This is a genomic window from Bacillus xiapuensis (assembly GCF_002797355.1).
Classification (GTDB): domain Bacteria; phylum Bacillota; class Bacilli; order Bacillales; family Domibacillaceae; genus Bacillus_CE; species Bacillus_CE xiapuensis.
The window spans coordinates 851,277-869,624 of record NZ_KZ454939.1 but is presented as its reverse complement, the minus strand read 5'-3'; the positions used below and the strand labels follow the sequence as shown (position 1 = coordinate 869,624).

Here is an 18,348-nt window from a genome sequence, read left to right as displayed (position 1 = left end):
TTTCTGTCTAAGGTAAAATGGTGTCTCCCATTAAATAGCGGTCACATTCGCGCGCAGCCCCGCGCCCTTCATTAATCGCCCAGACAATTAAGCTTTGGCCTCTGCGTGCATCTCCGGCCGCAAATACACCAGGGATATTCGTGGTATATTTGCCGAATGAGGCCTTGACACGGCAGCGGTTATCATAGTCGAGTCCGAATGCGTCCATCACCTCTCTCTCCGGTCCGCGGAAGCCGACAGCAATCAGCACGAGCTGAGCCGGCCAAGTTTTTTCTGTTCCCGGGATTTCCTGAAAATCCGCGCGCCCGTCTTCTCCGATTATTTTCTTCATTTGGACGGTATGAAGAGCTTGAACTTGGCCGTTTGAATCCCCGGAAAACCGCTTTGTTAAAACGGAGTACTCACGCGGATCCTTCCCCGTTTGCTCCAGCGCTTCCTGATAAGCGTAATCAAGAGAAAAAACCTGCGGGAACTGCGGCCAAGGATTGGCGGCGCTGCGTTCGGACGGCAGCTTAGGGTGCTTGCCGAACTGAACGATGGACCGGCAGCCGTGCCGCAGGGCGGTGGCGACGCAATCCGCTCCGGTATCCCCGCCGCCAATTACAATGACATCCTTTCCTTTCGCCGAAATATACTCTCCGTTTTCCAAATTGGAGTCGAGCAGGCTTTTCGTATTTAAGGTTAAATACTCCATCGCCAGATGAATGCCTTGCAGCTCTCGCCCAGGGATGTTCAAATCCCGCTGGTTTTGAGCGCCTGTGCAAAGAATAACTGCATCATATTGCGAGCGCAGCTGCTCTGGAAGAATATCCTTACCCACTTCCGTATTGGTAACAAATTGAATGCCTTCTTCTTGAAGCAGCCGGATTCGCCGGTCAACGATTTCTTTTTCAAGCTTCATGTTCGGAATGCCATACATCAGCAGTCCGCCGATGCGATCTGCTCGCTCAAAGACAGTTACGGAATGTCCCGCTTTGTTTAATTGATCCGCGCAAGCTAGCCCGGCCGGCCCTGACCCAACGACCGCTGCTTTTTTTCCTGTGCGTTTCTTTGGAGGGGATGGAACGATCCATCCTTCAGCAAATCCTTTATCAACAATCATCCGCTCGATCCCTTTGATGGCAACGGGCGGATCGTAAATCCCTACTGTACAGGAGCCCTCGCAAGGAGCGGGGCATACCCGGCCGGTGAACTCCGGGAAGTTATTTGTCTTTAATAACCGGCTCAGGGCCTCCTTCCAGCGGCCCCGGTACACAAGATCGTTCCACTCCGGAATCAAGTTATACAATGGACATCCCAGCGCCGCTCCTTCATATTGAATGCCCGTGTGGCAAAATGGCGTTCCGCAATCCATGCAGCGCGCGCCTTGCTGCCGCCATTTTTCTTCCGGCCATGCTTGGTTATGCTCCTTCCAGTCCCCGATGCGCTTCTTCGGTTCCCTCTCCGGCGGCAATTCTCTTGGATAGTCTATAAATCCTGTTGCTTTCCCCACGCTTTGTTCACATCCTTCTTATGCAAGCTCTAGGTTTTTCGGCTTCAGCCTTTCAGTAAAAGCGGACAATAGCGCCTCCTCTTGCTGAAGACCGGCTTGGCGCATTTGTTCAATCGATTCGATCATCTGCTTATATTCTTTTGGAATTACTTTCACCCACTGCGGCAAACATTTCTCCCAATCATTGAGAATGCGGCAAGCTTTCGGGCTATTCGTATATTTGTAATGATTTTGCAGTATCTGCTTGACTTTCTCTTGGTCATCAAGCTGCTCTAACGGCTCTAGGAGAACCATTTCCCTATTGCATAAATGTCTAAAGAGGTCTTGATCGCCGGCAAACACATAAGCCGTTCCTCCGGACATTCCAGCGGCGAAGTTTTTTCCGACGGAACCAAGCACGACCACATGTCCGCCTGTCATATACTCACATCCATGGTCGCCAATGCCCTCTACCACCGCAGTCACTCCGCTGTTTCGGACACAGAAGCGCTCACCGGCTAAACCGTGTATATATGCCTCGCCGGATGTCCCGCCGTAGAAAGCAACATTTCCAATTATGCTGTTTTCTTCAGGCTGATAATTCGACTTCTCCGGAGGCTTCACAATGATTGTTCCGCCGGATAATCCTTTGCCTACATAGTCGTTGGCATCGCCATTGATCGTGAACACGGCTCCTTTCGGCAAAAAGGCACCGAAGCTTTGACCGGCCGATCCGTTAAATTCAAGCTGGATGGTACCAGCGGGAAGCCCTTCCTGACCGTACTTCTTAGTAATTTCATAGCCGAGAATCGTCCCGACTGTGCGGTCAACATTTTGGATCGGCAACTGGCCATAAACTCTTTGCTGTCTCTCAATAGCCGGCTGGCAAAGAGGAATTACTTCTCTCCGGTCAAGTGATTCGTCCAACCGATGATTTTGAGAAATTTGATTGAACATTCCGACTTTTCCATCCCCGGCTGGCTGATGCAAAAGCGGCGACAAGTCTAAATATTGCGCCTTCCAATGGGACTTCACTTTCTCATTTATCGTTAAGACATCTGTGCGCCCTATCATTTCATCCATTGTTTTAAACCCTAATCTTGCCATGATCTCACGGACATCCTGCGCGATAAAACGCATGAAATTCTCCACATGCTCAGGCGAGCCCATAAACTTCTTTCTCAGCTCCGGATTTTGCGTAGCTACACCGACCGGACACGTATTAAGATGGCAAACCCGCATGAGCACACAGCCTAAAACAACCAGCGGTGCCGTGGCGAAGCCGAACTCCTCCGCGCCCAGCAATGCAGCGATCACAACATCGCGGCCCGTCATCATCTTCCCATCCGCTTCCAGTACAACCCGATCACGCAATTTATTGAGCACCAGCGTCTGATGAGTTTCTGCCAGGCCCAGTTCCCATGGAATTCCGGCATGCTTAATACTCGTTCGAGGAGATGCTCCAGTGCCTCCTTCATAGCCGCTGATTAGAATGACATCTGCCAACCCCTTAGCCACACCGGCTGCAATGGTTCCCACGCCAGCTTTGGCCACCAGCTTTACACTGACCCTCGCGTTCGGATTGGCGTTTTTCACGTCGTGAATCAGCTGAGCCAAATCTTCAATAGAATAAATATCGTGGTGCGGCGGAGGTGAAATCAGTCCTACGCCGGGAGTGGAGCCTCGAACTTCGGCAATCCATGGATAAACTTTCTCCCCGGGCAGCTGACCTCCCTCTCCCGGCTTCGCACCTTGAGCCATCTTGATTTGGATCTCATCAGCGTTGACTAGGTAATGGCTAGTTACACCGAAGCGGCCGGAAGCAACTTGCTTAATCGCACTTCGGCGCAAATCGCCGTTTTCATCAGGAAGATAGCGGCTTGGATGCTCTCCCCCTTCTCCGCTGTTGCTCTTGCCGCCGAGGCGGTTCATGGCGATTGCCAGCGTTTCATGCGCTTCCTTGCTTAAAGAGCCATAGGACATTGCGCCCGTTTTAAAGCGGCGGCAAATCGATTCCACCGATTCCACATCTTCGATCGCAATCGATTCGGTTTCCTTGAACTGAAACAAGCTGCGGAGAAAAATAAGCTGTTCTTCATTCGCCATCTCAGCATACTTTTTATAAAGTATATAATCATTCGTCCGGCAAGCATGCTGCAGAGTGTGAATGGTTGTCGGGCGAAACGCATGGTGTTCGCCATGATGACGCCATTGAAAGTCGCTCCCCGGCTCCAGTTCCTGACTGCTGTTCGCATGAAACGCCTGTCTGTGCCGCAGCAGCGTTTCTTTGGCGATCGTTTCTATCGTTATGCCGCCCAATTGGGAAACTGTGCCCGTGAAGTACTTGTCAATCACCTCACGGCCAATTCCGATTGCTTCAAATATTTGCGCGCCGCGGTAGCTTTGCACAGTGGAAATACCCATTTTGGATAGAACTTTGACGATTCCGCTTGTCGCAGCCTGAATATAAGTCTTTTCCGCTTCCTCATAGGTCGGATGCTGAATTTGTCCAGCGGCGACCATTTCTTTAACGGCAGCCAAAGCCAGATATGGATTAATCGCATCTGCTCCATAGCCGAGCAGCAGACAAAATTGATGGACGTTCCGCGCTTCTCCTGTTTCCGCGATAATGCTTACCTTTGTGCGCGTTCCTTGCCGCACCAGATGATGATGCAATCCGCTAACAGCCAGCAAAGAAGGGATGGCCGCCCAATCAGGATCCATTCCGCGATCCGACAGCACAATCAAGCGGGCGCCTTTCTCAATCGCCTGATCAGCTCTTTGAAATAAGCGCTGCAATGCTTCCTCTAACGCTTCTTCCCCCTTGTTTGCTTCAAAAAGAGCGGATACGGTAAGTGTGCGAAATTCAGGATGAAGCTGCTGATGCAGCTTAGCCAGCTGCTCATTTGTACAAATCGGGGTTTCCAGACGGATTCGCCGGCAGTTCTTTTCCGAAGGCTCAAGCAAATTCCCTTCTCCTCCCAGCCATGTAACCGTGGAGGTAACAAACTGCTCCCGAAGCGCATCAATTGGAGGATTCGTCACTTGCGCGAATTGCTGCTGAAAATAATGGTATAACAGCTGCGGCTGATTCGACAGCACCGCTAATGGCGTATCATTCCCCATCGATCCGATCGGTTCTTTGCCTTCGCTGGCCATAGGCTTGAGCTGCTTATCCACTTCCTCATACGTATAGAGAAAAGCTTTCTGACAGGCAGTGAGAGAGTCCAGCTCTTGCTCGCTTACCTCCCCTTCTGCTTTCAGATCATCGATGTGAATCAAGTTCTCTTCCAGCCATTGATTATACGGCTTGGCAGCCGCTATGCTGCGCTTAATCTGTTCATTCGTCAGCAGCTCTCCGGCAGTTAAGTCAACGAGAAGCAGCTTTCCCGGGCTTAACCTTCCTTTTTCCACCACATTTTCGGGCGGAATATCAAGCACGCCCACCTCTGAAGCAAAAATGATCATATCATCGCTTGTCACATAATATCTGGCCGGCCGAAGCCCATTGCGGTCCAGCATTGCTCCAATTTGTCTGCCATCGGTAAATGCCATAGCCGCCGGACCGTCCCAAGGCTCCATCAAGTGACTGTGATATTCATAGAAAGCCCGCAGCTGATCATCCATCAATTCATTTTGATCCCAAGGCTCAGGGATCATCATCATCGCCGCATGAACCAGCGGACGGCCCGAAAGAACGAGGAATTCAAAGCAATTATCAAACATGGATGAATCGCTGCCTGAAAGATCGATAATCGGCAGAACTTTCTTCAGGTCTTCACCAAAAGAACTCGATTCTAACAGCTGTTCGCGGGCTTTCATCCAATTCACATTGCCCTTTAGGGTGTTAATCTCGCCGTTGTGAATCAAGTAGCGATTTGGATGCGCTCTTTCCCAGGTCGGAAAGGTATTTGTGCTAAAGCGTGAATGGACAAGGGCAAAAGCGGATGTAAAGGCGCTATGCTGCAGATCCAAGTAATACATATCCAATTGTCCAGGTGTCAGCATCCCTTTATACACAATCGTCCGTGTGGATAGACTGGCAACATAGAAGCTCTCCTCCCCCGCCAGCATTTCTGAAGCAACCGCTTGTTCAGCGCGCTTGCGAATCACATACAGCTTGCGCTCGAACGCCTGCTCATCCATTTCAGCATTCGCTTTAGCAATAAACACTTGGCGAATACACGGCTGGCTTTGTTTGCCTGATTCCCCTATTGCCGTGTCATCCACCGGTACCGTTCTCCAGCCCAGCAATGTCTGGCCTTCTTCTTCAATGATTTGATTGAATAGCTCTTCACATTGAGTCCGGGACTGTAAACTTTGAGGCAAGAACAGCATTCCCACGCCGTACGCTCCAGGGGCAGGAATGTGAAATTCTGAACATGCCTCTTGAAAAAATGGATGTGGAATTTGCACCATGATTCCCGCTCCGTCTCCTGTTTCTGGATCATCCCCTTGACCGCCGCGATGTTCCAGCCGGCAAAGCATCATAATGCCCTGCTTAATGATTTCCCGAGAAGACTTACCTTTTATATTGGCAACGAACCCAATTCCGCAGGCATCATGTTCAAATGCTGGATGGTAGAGTCCTTGCTGCTTAGGCGGCTTTATCTGGTTCATGTGATCACCCTTCCTTGTTTCGCTCGTTATAAAAAACTTAATATTGGGAATATTTTAATTTTAATTAACCATTCATCATTGAGCTTGTAATTCATTATAGTGTTCTTTTGTTCATCTAAACAATATATTGTTCATATCAAATCAATCACTTTTTAAGAATGATTAATCCAATAAATGATCAGCACATTATTGCCGCTAAGTGAAACACCATTTTCTCAACAAAAAAAAGGGCTTTCCAGCAAGTCCATTCTTTGACTGCCGGATGCCCTTTTGCATTTAAGAAGACCGGTAACCCCTTCTTCTTGCAGCTAACATGGCCGCCCCTCTGCTTCATTGGCGGTTCATCAGCTGACGAAATGCTTGATTTCTGCGCTCTTGTTCTTCTTCAGGAGACAGATCATACTTCTTTAAAAGGTGAAACGCTTCATTAAGTTCCGCTTGAGTTGGAGTTTTCTGAAGAAACACTTGAAGATCTTGATATAACTCACCAGATAAAAAATTTTGCTGACTGGCTAATTTCCGTTTTACATCCTCCAGCGAATGATCGATTTGACATTTTCCCACATGAAACACCTCTCGTTTATTGTTCGTAATAAGAATAACAATTCAGCAGTCCTTATACAACGAATGAGGCCACGCCTGTTTTCTTTTCTCCGCCCCGTTAAACCGTCATTCGTTTTCTCAATAGTTTCGCCGCTTCCTCTTCTGTAACCCCTTTAATTAATTCCACTTCGCTCACTACATATCTTTGTGCATCTCGCAGCATCGTCTTTTCGCTTGAATTCAGCTTTTTCTCTTTGTCCATCCGCATGAGATCGCGAATAACTTCCGCTTCTTCTTCCAGGCGGCCTGTTTTTAGCTTCTCCATATTCACTTTATATCTTTGTTTATACGGAATGGATGGATCGGTCGTTCCTGAACATACACGCTTCAGCACTTCTTTCATCGTTTCCGTGTCTGCCACCTTCCGCACGCAGGCTTGAGACATCCGTTCAATCGGGATCATGACCCGCAACTGATTAATCAGAAAGTTCATCACACAATACTCCCGTTTCTTCCCCAGCACTTCCTTTTCTTCAATCGCTTCAATTACCCCGGCTCCATGCAGCGGATACACGATATAATCGCCTATTTGAAACATACCATCAACCTCCAAGTATTCGAACCTTCTTAATACAAGGATAACATAGTTCATGGTTTTTAACAAATTTATAATAATAACATACACATTCGTTAACAGTCAATGATTTTATATTAACTTTTTTATAAAAAAACCAGCCAATTCGGCTGGTTTTTAGACGATCTGTCCTCATGTATCATTGGATTCTCGCTGATTGGAAGCTATCATCCGCTCTTGCGGGTTCGTTTGATTGGTGCCGTTGGCTCTTTTGGAAGCATATTGAGCCTTTGCCCGCGCTTTTCCGGCCTCCACATTCATATCTTGAGAAAGATTTTTTGCTTTGTTTCTCATCCTTAGTCCTCCTCTTACGGTTTGCGCTGATACATCCAGACGCGATCTTTATTCGTTGTATCCGGGAACGTATCGCCGGCATGCAATTTCACTTTTTTCGGGTTGTTGACTGTGCTGCCGGTTTCGCCGATTTCAACGTAATTTCCATTATTCGGCGCCTTTTGCCCCGGTTTAAACTGATGGCTTTGCCCCATTCTATTCACTCCCTTTACCCGTTGATCGCTTGCTTTTTTATTGTCTCCTGAGATAAAAGCAATTATGACTTTCATTTGTTCTAATGCAGCAAGAATGAATGCCTTTCAAATGGAGAGCTTATAAAGTAGCAGGGGGGGCTCATCCCCCGCTGTTAAAAAGACGGACAAAGGCTGCCATCGCAGTTTCCTGCTACAGCGCCTTTGTCATCGGGCATGCAGGTGCCGGAATCCTCCTTAAGTCGTTGGGTTCCCCGCTCCCTTCTTGAAGAGAAGTCTTGCGGCATCTTCCATGCGGGATAAAGGGAGGTGATGAAAATGGGAAAGGATCGCCAAGAAAAGAAACTCAAGCATCAGAAAAAAACAGAATCTGACCGGGACCAATCGCTGCATTATCCAGGTTCAGCGAGGTTTGAAAAAGAAGGGGAAGCCGGTAAGCCGATTGAGTAACGGCCTTACCCGCACTTTAAAGCAAAGGGGGATGTTCCGCTTTAAACGGAACATCCCCTAATCTTCTTCATCTTCTTCTCAGCAGCATCAGCCCCGCCAGAGATAGGCCGGCCGCTGCAATCAGCCATCCGCTTTTGTTCTTTTCTTCTCCTTGCTTTTCTTTGGAACCACCGATTCCCTTTAGAAAAGCCATTAAAAACATTAGGTTCTCCTTCCAATTGGTTTGGCCAATCAGACTTATAAGAGAACGCTCTCCTTCGCTCCATTCAGAAGCCTGCTCAATGCCGCCGTTTAGCTTTTCAATAATAGGCATCATCTTCTCGATGTTTAGCCGGCCGAGCGCTCCGATTAAAAGCAAGCCGTTTTTCAATATATTCGTCGCTCCCGGATGATCAGCCGCTTTCACAAGCACGTGGAGAACTTCATCCCCGCGTTCAAACAAACCGGAAGCTAAATCTAATCCGCCCCGTTCATTCACTTTTTCAAGCACTTCAAGAAAAGCTCTCAATGAATCCTTATGTTCAATCAAAATGGCTTCGATTTCTTGTAAGTCCTGGAGCCGCTGCTCTTCTTCCGTTATTTCGGCGCGCTGGATCTGAGTGATTGCTCTAGCCACCTTTTTTCACTCCCTTCTTAACAAGATCCCCTGGGAAGATGTAATCAGGCCGCGCCCACTTTTTCTCCACTTCTACGCCGATTTGGGGGTTTGGATTTCCGCGGCGATGATTGATGCGCGGAAGCGGATTTTCACCTTTCGCTTGCAGTATTTCCATTTTGGCCTTCACTTCTTTATACGCAGGCGTATCCGTGTCCTTATCGGCATAGCTGCTCGTTAAGTAGTTGACCGCTCCTTCTCCAGAGTCGTTCATCGGCAAGTACACTTCTTTTCCTTTTACCCGATCCGTTACGACGCACGGCACTTTTACATTTCCGTATGGAGACGTCAGACGTACGACCGTTCCGTCTTCAAGCCCTCTCTCTTTCGCCAATTCCGGCGAAACCTCTAGGAAAACACTCGGCGTTTTCGAAGTGATGCCTTCCGATTTATATGTCAAATTGCCTTCGTGGAAGTGCTCCAGCATGCGCCCGTTATTGACATGCAAATCGTATTCCTCTTCATATTGGATCGGTTCGGTCCATTTCACAGGATACAATCTCGCTTTTCCATCAGGAAACGGGAAGCGGTCGGTGAATAGAAGCGGAGTGTCTGTGCCGTCCTCAGCTACCGGCCACATCAGGCTGTTAAAGCCTTCTAAGCGTTCATAAGTGACACCGGCATAAAGCTCTATCAAGCTTGCGGCTTCTTCCATAATCTCGCCTGGGTGCTGATACTCCCAGCCGGCACCTAAGCTGTTGGCCACTTCCATAATGATTTGCCAGTCCGGCTTGGACTCACCCAGCGGCTCAAACACTTCATACAGGCGCTGAATCCGGCGCTCGGTGTTGGTGAAGGTTCCCTCTTTTTCAAAGGAAGGAGCCGCCGGCAGCACAACATCCGCGTATTGAGCTGTCTTCGAAAAGAAAATGTCTTGTACGACGAAGAAATCCAGCTTCTCGAAAGCTTCATGAACATAGTTTAAGTTTGAATCCACCATGCCCATTTCTTCCCCTTTTAAGTACATAACCTTGACATCTCCAGAGTGAATGCCCGCAACCATTTCATGATTATTCATTCCCGGTTCTTTTGGCAGCTTCACGTTCCAGGCTTTTTCATACTTGCGGCGCACGGCTTCATCCGTTATTTTCTCATATCCTGGCAATCGATCCGGCATGGCTCCAAAATCGCCGGCTCCCTGTACGTTGTTATGGCCCCGCAGCGGGTAACTGCCCGCTCCCGGTTTTCCATAGTTTCCGGTGATCAGCAGCAAATTTGAAATGGCTGTGCTTGTATCGCTTCCCCCGACATGCTGGGTAACCCCCATCGCCCAAAGGATGCAAGTGGAAGGCGCTTGGTGAATAGCTTCAGCGATTTGAATGAGCTCTTCTTTCGCTACCCCCGTCACCTTCTCAGCGTATTCCATCGTATACGGTTCAAGACTTTGAATATATTCATCCAGCCCATTCACACGCGTTTTCAAAAATTCTTTGTCTTCCATTTGGTTATCAAGGATGTATTTTGCAACAGCTGAAATCCAGACGAGATCCGTTCCCGGCTTCGGCTGAATAAACAGATCCGAGCGATCCGCCATTTCATGCTTGCGCAGATCAGCCACAATCAGCTTTTGGCCATTCAGCTTGTGGGCCCGTTTTACTCTCGTAGCTAAAACGGGATGGGATTCAGATGTGTTTGATCCTACCACCAGCACAAGAGCGGCTTTTTCGATATCTTTAATCGTTCCGGAATCTCCTCCGTAGCCAACCGTGCGGAACAGCCCGACCGTAGCCGGCGTTTGGCAGTAGCGGGAACAGTTGTCGATGTTATTCGTACCCACGACCGCCCGGCTCAGCTTTTGCATCAAATACGATTCCTCATTCGTACATTTAGAGGAGCTGATAAAAGCGAGCGAATCCGGTCCGTACGTCTCCTTCGCTTCGGTGAACTTTTTAGCAATCAAATTGAGGGCCTCTTCCCATTCCGCTTCACGGAAGGTATCGCCTTCACGGATGAGCGGCTTGGTCAGCCGCTCTTTGCTATTGACAAAATCCCAGCCGAATTTTCCTTTCACGCAGGTGGAAATGCCATTTGCAGGTGCTTCCATCAGCGGTTCAACCTTTAATATCTCTCGGTCTTTCGTCCACACTTCAAAGCTGCAGCCCACGCCGCAATACGTACAAACGGTCTTCGTCTTTCTTACCCGCGCTTCCCGCATTGCCGCTTCCATGTCAGAAATGGCCATGATGGAGCTGTATCCCGTTTCAACATTTTTCGTGATTTCAATCATTGGACGAAGCGTTTTCTTGTCGATGCCGGTTAAATAGCCCGCTTCCCCTTCCATTCCTTTTTCCATCATGGCATTGCACGGACACACTGTCGAACAATGGCCGCAGGATACGCAGGAAGATTCATTGATGCTTACGCCATTATCCCAAATGACACGGGGCCGTTTAAGACTCCAGTCAATAGACAGCGTTTCCGTCACCTGCACGTCCTGACACGCTTCCACACAGCGGCCGCATAAAATACATTGATCGGGATCGTATCGGTAGAACGGGTTGCTCCGATCCACTTCATGCGGCTTCGGCGTAAACGGTTCGCTCTGGTGTTCAATTTTCATTTCCTTGACTGTGTTATGTATTTCACACCGGCCGTTGTTATAGTCACACACCGTACAATATAGCTCATGATTATATAAAATCCGGTCCATCGCGATATTCTGCGCCCGCTTCACTTCTGGTGAGGCTGTGTTAATCACATCCCCGTTTTGCACAGTCGCAGAGCAGGACCGAACAAATTCCCCGTTCACCTCCACGATACATGTATCACAGGTTTCGATGGCACCAAGGCCCGGATGATAACAGACATTCGGCACTTCAATCTCCTGCTCCTGAACAGCCTGCATGACAGAAGACTGGCTAGGCACCTTTACTTTCTGTCCATTAATTGTCACATCCACATACTGCGTCATTGTGAGAACCTCCTTATTAATTTCCGCCAAACTAATCGCAGACCCAATCTTAAAAATAAATTCATCTTAACTTTCCCCAATTTTTCCTTGAATAAACTATTTTGCCGGCAAAACTGGGGGCCTATATTAAATGGGACATTGTTTAAGACCGCATGTTCCCATATGAAACGGGCCGCCATGCGGAAGCGCTCGGTGAATTCGGAAGGTTATTAGGCGGTGAACGGAGAGGTGTTTAAGGATCAGACAAGCCCTTGAGGTAGGATGGTCGGATGCTTGTTATCACAAATAAATCAACTGTATCGAGGTGTATCTGCGCGGCTAAACAATTCGAAGAAAAATTTAAAACGGAAAACGCAAAGTATATTAGCGAAAACAATAAGGCGGTAGCTCCAGTTTCCAGAGAAGGGCAGCGCACATCCTTTACATGGTTATGGAATACGAATCTTAATCGGTTCCCGCTGCGTTTTGGTCTGTCCGCCGCTGGCCGATAAAGAGTTCGCTGATCACGATATCATCGGTTGGATATTGCCCGATCTTTTCGACTTCCAAGTATTTCTTTTTGATCATGTTTCGTTCCATTTCGAGCAGCCCTTGAAGGCGTTCATGAAAATACGTCAGCCACTCGGCGGCTCTTTCTGCTTTGGTTTTGGTGCTTTCGCCGCTGTTTTTGGCATGAACGGCTTTGGCTTGCATTTTCATAGCGTAATAGTTTTTAAGCCAGTTATTCAGCACGTTCTTTCGTATTTGCGTTTTCCTCTTTTCGGTTTCGTTTTTAGCGTTATCCAATAGAGAATAGGAAGTTTTTAATGATTTAGGGTAGTGAACCCTATTTACGCTTTCTATCTCTCTATCTTCAATGGATTCATTGGGTAGGGCGGCGCAGACTCCGGCTGTAGCCCCATACCCTGAACTATCTGCCAATTTACTGTTACTTATAAGAAAGCGTTGGTAGTCCACTGTTTTTAAGCCTTTTTACTGCATGGTTTTGATAATGTGTGACAGCTGAAACAACACGTCGTGCGTCAAATACAAATCGTATGCCGCTCCGTCTCCCAGACGATCCCTTTTAGCTCTAATTTCAATCCACGCACTCATGTAGAGTGCGACCTTGAGTATCTTCAACCAGGTCAGCAGTGGTACATTTCAATCCACGCACTCATGTAGAGTGCGACGCAATTGAGAAGCCTTTACGTTGTTACGGACGTAATTTCAATCCACGCACTCATGTAGAGTGCGACAACATTCTGTAAGGATTTCGCCATTTGGCGCCTTATTTCAATCCACGCACTCATGTAGAGTGCGACAAAAAATATGTTGATAAACTCAAAGCTAAAGGGGTATTTCAATCCACGCACTCATGTAGAGTGCGACAAGTACGGCACTCTACAACCTCAAATGCTTGCTCCCATTTCAATCCGCGCACTCATGTAGAGTGCGACGTTGACCATCGACAAAGTGTCGTCTTGCTCTAGGTTATTTCAATCCACGCACTCATGTAGAGTGCGACGGTCTGCCTCTGCCCGATCATCGATTTTGCAGATATTTCAATCCACGCACTCATGTAGAGTGCGACGCATAAGCAATATTTTGCTCGCCATAGCGTTCGATTTCAATCCACGCACTCATATAGAGTGCGACTTCGCCATTCTTAAATTTCGTCATGGCTTCCTTATTTCAATCCACGCACTCATGTAGAGTGCGACGCAATTTCGTAAACTTTTTCATCACGACCATTGCATTTCAATCCACGCACTCATGTAGAGTGCGACTGAAAACGCTGATTCAATTAACCTATTGGAGTTTGTATTTCAATCCACGCACTCATGTAGAGTGCGACAATGATAAGGTCACTAAGCGTCTTAAAGAGCATATATTTCAATCCACGCACTCATGTAGAGTGCGACGATATTACGAGAGATTCGGCGAGTACCCTAACGAATTTCAATCCACGCACTCATGTAGAGTGCGACGCAAATCTGATGTTGTTTTGATTCCGCTGACCCATTTCAATCCACGCACTCATGTAGAGTGCGACCACATGGACGAAAAAACTCCCCATTTGCATGTGATTTCAATCCACGCACTCATGTAGAGTGCGACCAGGTTGCAGTACAAAAACCGAAACCCGAAACACATTTCAATCCACGCACTCATGTAGAGTGCGACTTGGATTATGAGAACAAAGAAAACAAACCATAGTATTTCAATCCACGCACTCATGTAGAGTGCGACATTTGTTTGTGCATCGTTGTTAGTTGATTCAGTTTATTTCAATCCACGCACTCATGTAGAGTGCGACATGGTTATATCTTCTCGTCATCCTAGCATGACGAATATTTCAATCCACGCACTCATGTAGAGTGCGACATGTCAAAAGTCAATAAATTTATTGACCGTGTGATTTCAATCCACGCACTCATGTAGAGTGCGACTGCAAAGGCTTATATTGGTTTGATGGTTAAAAAATTTCAATCCACGCACTCATGTAGAGTGCGACGATATTTAGACAATCTAAACGGGATCACAACAAAATTTCAATCCACGCACTCATGTAGAGTGCGACGCGGACTTACAAGCAAGATGTAACGTGGCCAATTGATTTCAATCCACGCACTCATGTAGAGTGCGACTGAGTCAGTTGATTCAATGTTACGTACAATAACGATTTCAATCCACGCACTCATGTAGAGTGCGACGTTGTTTGCGAGGATGCTTCGGAGGAGTTGATAGCATTTCAATCCACGCACTCATGTAGAGTGCGACACAAACAACAGATACAACCTATAAAGTAGGCAATAATTTCAATCCACGCACTCATGTAGAGTGCGACACATATCAATTAAATTATGAGTTAAACGGGATAATTTCAATCCACGCACTCATGTAGAGTGCGACCGTGCTTGAGGGGCTTCGCCCGATACTTAGCGATATTTCAATCCACGCACTCATGTAGAGTGCGACTAATGTATGTGTAGGATATGTGGAATATTAAGTGTGATTTCAATCCACGCACTCATGTAGAGTGCGACTAATACTGATAAATCAGATGCTTTATTCATGACGATTTCAATCCACGCACTCATGTAGAGTGCGACAGGAATACGGCGATAAACTGCATAAGCGTGCAGAGATTTCAATCCACGCACTCATGTAGAGTGCGACTCTTCAACTTCTTGTAATTCCATAGTTAAAATAATTTCAATCCACGCACTCATGTAGAGTGCGACTGGGTCCTCCGCTTTCAAATCGTACACCTCGGTTGTAATTTCAATCCACGCACTCATGTAGAGTGCGACGATCATACAATATTTTGTTTTGATAAGTTACTAAATATTTCAATCCACGCACTCATGTAGAGTGCGACATGTTTAACGTTTATTTTAACCATTTACAAGCTATTTCAATCCACGCACTCATGTAGAGTGCGACCAGAAAGCGAAAAGGCTGGCGCTCAAAAAGCTATTATTTCAATCCACGCACTCATGTAGAGTGCGACGCTTTTATTAAAAAATAGGAGGGACAAATGATGAATTTCAATCCACGCACTCATGTAGAGTGCGACAGCGATTTTTGGGCAAAAAGGGGTGAAAGAAGTGTTTTTTGCTCAAAAACACGCTATTTCCTCAAGAAAGCAAGGACCAATGTTACAAATATTACAAAATTTATAAGGAAATCTGAGAATTTCAGGTGCGAATGCTTCAGGGATTTCGTGTGCACTTCAGGTTCGCACTAGAGTATTAAAGGTCCTTCTAGGTCGATGGATTCTTTGGCGCCTATGTGCTCTACTTTATTTTTATAGTTATTGCCTAGTTTGTAAAATCTGAGGCTGTCTTGATCTTTGTCGATGATGCTAGTTAGTTCTATTTTTAGGGCAGCTAGCTGGGCGGCGTCTACGATGCATTCAAATACTGAGTTTTGGACTCGCTGGCCGTAGTTTTGACATGTTTTTGCTACTTTGCGTAATCGCTTGTTCCCAGAGCTGTGGGCTGTGCTGACGTCATAAGTGATGAGGACTAGCAAATTTCTCACCTACTTCCATAAGAATGGCGGGTATTCGTCAAGGTCATTGCGTAAAAAACGCGCCAATAATAGGGCTTGTGCGTGGGGGACTAATCCCCAGGAGATCTTTTCTCCCAGATATGGGTGCGTGATTTGGTCTAGCTTTTTATTATGCCAATCAGCCAGAAACTTTTTCCTTGCTTCGTCCGTCATGATCACGGCTCCATTCTCTTTTTTGAAAAAGTCGTCTTTGTTCATCTTTTTTTTATTGATTAGGGACAAGACAAAACGATCGGCGTATATGCCTCTTAATTCTTCCATTACGTCTAAAGCTAAAGAGGCTCTTCCTGGCCGATCCCGGTGCAGGAAACCAACATATGCATCCAAACCGACACCTTCCAGGGCCGCAGCCATATCATTGGCTAATAATGTATAAGCGAATGATAACATGGCATTCACGTTATCCAGGGGAGGTCTTCTTGAACGCAGGTGAAAATAGAAATCCTCTTTTTGTTGTAAAATCATTTGATTGAAGATTTTATTGTAGCTGACAGCAGCTTGTCCTTCCCAGCCTCGCAAGTTTTCTAAGCTGTCACATGATCTTACCTCTAAAAGGATAGAGGTAAGCTGTTTGGACACTTCTTTCAGCTGAGCTGTATCCACTCGCAAAGGGTGATCTCTTGTCATTCTTTCAATCATCCATTTTTGATTATATATTTTGCCAACGATAAAGTTCCTGGCTATTTTGGCCGAAGCTTCTTCATCTTCTGATATGCGATATTGCCTTTTTCTTAAGTGGACATTCCCTTTGCTTTGTCCAATGACTCTGGCTAGAAAACGGCCGTTTTTCGTCATAAACACTAAGGAGATATGCCGATCTGCGCAGTAGCCCATTAAAGCGGGACTTGCCCCTGTGTACCCAAACGTGACGATAGATTCTATATTATGCAGCGGCACTCTTCCCATTTTCTCTTGTTCTTTTAAAACAACAATATTATCACCGTCTAATGATAAGTAAGCATCGGGCTGAATGACAAACAGTGTATTCAATAGTTTTTTCATTCGCTGATCTTCCCTTCAATATAGCTTTTTACCGACCGTTTATTCATTAGCGCTGGTAAGCAAATATTTTGAAGGGAACAGCTGTTGCAGAAGGCTCCTGTTTTTACTTTAGGGGTATGCTTTCGCTGATAATAGCCTTGCATTTCTGCCACCACAGACTTCACTTTCTGTTTATGCTCTGCCGTGATCGGCACTTCAACGCGGTGTTTGATCTCATGATAGTACACGTACCCTGTGTTTATTTCACAAAGCAGCATTTCTTCTAAACAGAGCGCTTGAGCTGTTAGTTGCAGGATATCGGAGTCATTCTTTTTGGGCTTCCCTCGCTTATATTCCACGGGGAAGGCGGCATATTTGCCTTCCGCCCCGCTGATTTCTACCCCATTTCGATCTTGAATAAATTCCACTACATCACAAATGCCAGTGATGCGTAACTCGTTTGATTTCACAGGCATGCCGCGGACAATCAGCTTGGCACCTCGCTTTTCTCTTAAAAATGGCTGATCCGCTTTTGTATGAAGATGCTGGCCTTCAATTGTCCGCACATTTTCTGCCCACTGCTGTTCAATATGAATGAGCGCCCATTGCCTCCTGCAAAACTGAAAATGCTGGATGCCGGACAGCATGAGATCGTCGTCTTCCTCATTATAGGCCATCTATTGCCTCTGCACGCAGACCATCCAGCTCTTGAAGTGTGATCGTATAATCGTCCAGTGATTTCGGCTCTTCCACCTTGCTGCTGATCGTAAGGGAGCGATGGACTTTAGCAGAGGAGTATTGCCCCAGCTTGGAGTTATGCTCCCACCAATAGACCTTGTTGACCTCCATACTGCCTTCCGGGCGCGCCGCGGAAGCGTCATTTTCGAATAAAGTGACAAGCGCTTGTTTGATCTTCTCGGCATCCTCCAACGTGAACCCGGTTTTCTCTGCCAATTGTGTGTTTATGCTCCCGTAAAAAACATACACACCAAAGTCTACTCGATGCTTCATTCCCATCGTATCAGAGCTTTTTTCCTTTCCGGGTTCCGAATTGACGCTCTTCGTAATTTGCATGCTGGTAATATCAATAGGGTCCACGCTTGTAGCCGTGTGAATGGACACCGGGCCTCTGACCCCGACTGAGACACCATTCCCCTTTCCGGATCCTTTAAAAGCAAAGACTTGTCCAAAGCTGCGAACGTCCAGCCATGTTTGGCAGGCAAGTGTCGCAAAGGCATCCGGTGAGCTCTCTTTTGACTTTAGTATTTTCTGTAATTCCTCGACCGCTTCGGCCCGTTCTTTTAAGCTCTTAAACTGGTCGGTTGTTCGATCATTGGATTGGACGAAAATGGCTTCGCCCATGTCTTGAAGGCGGTTTCTGATCTTTCTTTTTATCGCTACATCGGATATTTCCCCATAGCCGTCATAGTTTTGCCGCGGACGGTTTCCATTTAGCGGATCTCCATTGGGATTCGCTTTGTTGACAGTTAAGATAACAGCAAAATCAATTTTATGATCTAAAATAGTCATATTGATAGC

14 protein-coding genes and 1 CRISPR repeat array are annotated in these 18,348 nt (G+C 46.8%); of the genes, 1 reads left to right on the top strand and 13 read right to left on the bottom strand.

Going from position 1 to position 18,348, the window contains the following annotated elements; translation table 11 throughout:
- Positions 1 to 7: 7 nt before the first annotated feature.
- The 6 genes from CEF20_RS04350 to CEF20_RS04325 all read right to left on the bottom strand — a co-directional run bounded on the left by CEF20_RS04350 (position 8) and on the right by CEF20_RS04325 (position 7,756).
- Positions 8 to 1,492 carry a glutamate synthase subunit beta gene (locus CEF20_RS04350; RefSeq protein WP_100330642.1) on the bottom strand — a complete coding sequence of 495 codons (1,485 nt, stop codon included), beginning with the start codon at positions 1,490 to 1,492 and terminating at the stop codon, positions 8 to 10.
- Positions 1,493 to 1,510: 18 nt separating this feature from the next.
- Positions 1,511 to 6,091 (bottom strand): glutamate synthase large subunit, encoded by a 4,581-nt coding sequence (gltB, locus tag CEF20_RS04345; protein ID WP_100330641.1) that lies wholly within the window; start codon positions 6,089 to 6,091, stop codon positions 1,511 to 1,513.
- 330 nt (positions 6,092 to 6,421) lie between these two features.
- A complete protein-coding gene (locus CEF20_RS04340) occupies positions 6,422 to 6,655 on the bottom strand; it encodes a group-specific protein (RefSeq protein WP_100330640.1) in 234 nt (77 codons plus the stop codon).
- Between the two features lie 97 nt (positions 6,656 to 6,752).
- Positions 6,753 to 7,247 carry a CarD family transcriptional regulator gene (locus CEF20_RS04335; RefSeq protein ID WP_100330639.1) on the bottom strand — a complete coding sequence of 165 codons (495 nt, stop codon included), beginning with the start codon at positions 7,245 to 7,247 and terminating at the stop codon, positions 6,753 to 6,755.
- Between the two features lie 153 nt (positions 7,248 to 7,400).
- Positions 7,401 to 7,562, bottom strand: a complete 162-nt coding sequence (sspK, locus tag CEF20_RS04330) for a small acid-soluble spore protein K (protein ID WP_100330638.1) — start codon at positions 7,560 to 7,562, stop codon at positions 7,401 to 7,403.
- A 14-nt stretch (positions 7,563 to 7,576) separates the two neighbouring features.
- Positions 7,577 to 7,756, bottom strand: coding sequence for a YjzC family protein (locus CEF20_RS04325; RefSeq protein WP_100330637.1), 180 nt, complete (start codon positions 7,754 to 7,756; stop codon positions 7,577 to 7,579).
- Between the two features lie 315 nt (positions 7,757 to 8,071).
- On the opposite strand from CEF20_RS04325, the gene CEF20_RS04320 reads away from it, so the two are divergent.
- Positions 8,072 to 8,203 carry a YpzI family protein gene (locus tag CEF20_RS04320; RefSeq protein WP_100330636.1) on the top strand — a complete coding sequence of 44 codons (132 nt, stop codon included), beginning with the start codon at positions 8,072 to 8,074 and terminating at the stop codon, positions 8,201 to 8,203.
- A 67-nt stretch (positions 8,204 to 8,270) separates the two neighbouring features.
- Here the strand turns inward: CEF20_RS04320 and CEF20_RS04315 are convergent, their stop codons facing one another.
- From CEF20_RS04315 to cas7c, 7 genes are all read right to left on the bottom strand, one after another.
- A complete protein-coding gene (locus CEF20_RS04315) occupies positions 8,271 to 8,819 on the bottom strand; it encodes a helical membrane plugin domain-containing protein (RefSeq protein WP_100330635.1) in 549 nt (182 codons plus the stop codon).
- The gene (fdhF, locus tag CEF20_RS04310) at positions 8,812 to 11,769 is read right to left on the bottom strand and encodes a formate dehydrogenase subunit alpha (protein WP_100330634.1); all 2,958 of its coding nucleotides are present in this window, start codon (positions 11,767 to 11,769) and stop codon (positions 8,812 to 8,814) included. Before fdhF ends, CEF20_RS04315 begins: the two co-directional genes overlap by 8 nt.
- Before the next feature lie 444 nt (positions 11,770 to 12,213).
- Positions 12,214 to 12,690, bottom strand: a complete 477-nt coding sequence (locus CEF20_RS16515; RefSeq protein ID WP_232713367.1) for a hypothetical protein — start codon at positions 12,688 to 12,690, stop codon at positions 12,214 to 12,216.
- Between the two features lie 154 nt (positions 12,691 to 12,844).
- Positions 12,845 to 15,331: direct repeats of the CRISPR family, unit length 32 nt; unit sequence ATTTCAATCCACGCACTCATGTAGAGTGCGAC.
- A 167-nt stretch (positions 15,332 to 15,498) separates the two neighbouring features.
- Positions 15,499 to 15,789: a CRISPR-associated endonuclease Cas2 gene (gene cas2 / locus CEF20_RS04300; protein WP_100330632.1), complete on the bottom strand. Its 291-nt coding sequence runs from the start codon at positions 15,787 to 15,789 to the stop codon at positions 15,499 to 15,501.
- A gap of 9 nt (positions 15,790 to 15,798) precedes the next feature.
- Positions 15,799 to 16,830 carry a type I-C CRISPR-associated endonuclease Cas1c gene (gene cas1c / locus CEF20_RS04295; protein ID WP_100330631.1) on the bottom strand — a complete coding sequence of 344 codons (1,032 nt, stop codon included), beginning with the start codon at positions 16,828 to 16,830 and terminating at the stop codon, positions 15,799 to 15,801.
- Entirely contained in the window at positions 16,827 to 17,486 is a 660-nt protein-coding gene (gene cas4, locus CEF20_RS04290) for a CRISPR-associated protein Cas4 (RefSeq protein ID WP_100330630.1), read from the bottom strand. The genes cas1c and cas4 overlap by 4 nt, the downstream gene beginning before the upstream one ends.
- Positions 17,476 to 18,339, bottom strand: a complete 864-nt coding sequence (gene cas7c / locus CEF20_RS04285; RefSeq protein WP_100330629.1) for a type I-C CRISPR-associated protein Cas7/Csd2 — start codon at positions 18,337 to 18,339, stop codon at positions 17,476 to 17,478. Before cas7c ends, cas4 begins: the two co-directional genes overlap by 11 nt.
- Between the last annotated feature and the right edge of the window lie 9 nt (positions 18,340 to 18,348).

What these genes read in the sequence shown, in the direction of transcription:
- gltB (WP_100330641.1), bottom strand. Translation starts at nt 6,091, where the DNA reads ATGAACCAGATAAAGCCGCCTAAGCAGCAAGGACTCTACCATCCAGCA.
- sspK (WP_100330638.1), bottom strand. Translation starts at nt 7,562, where the DNA reads ATGAGAAACAAAGCAAAAAATCTTTCTCAAGATATGAATGTGGAGGCC.
- CEF20_RS04325 (WP_100330637.1), bottom strand. Translation starts at nt 7,756, where the DNA reads ATGGGGCAAAGCCATCAGTTTAAACCGGGGCAAAAGGCGCCGAATAAT.
- CEF20_RS04320 (WP_100330636.1), top strand. Translation starts at nt 8,072, where the DNA reads ATGGGAAAGGATCGCCAAGAAAAGAAACTCAAGCATCAGAAAAAAACA.
- fdhF (WP_100330634.1), bottom strand. Translation starts at nt 11,769, where the DNA reads ATGACGCAGTATGTGGATGTGACAATTAATGGACAGAAAGTAAAGGTG.
- cas1c (WP_100330631.1), bottom strand. Translation starts at nt 16,830, where the DNA reads ATGAAAAAACTATTGAATACACTGTTTGTCATTCAGCCCGATGCTTAC.
- cas4 (WP_100330630.1), bottom strand. Translation starts at nt 17,486, where the DNA reads ATGGCCTATAATGAGGAAGACGACGATCTCATGCTGTCCGGCATCCAG.
- cas7c (WP_100330629.1), bottom strand. Translation starts at nt 18,339, where the DNA reads ATGACTATTTTAGATCATAAAATTGATTTTGCTGTTATCTTAACTGTC.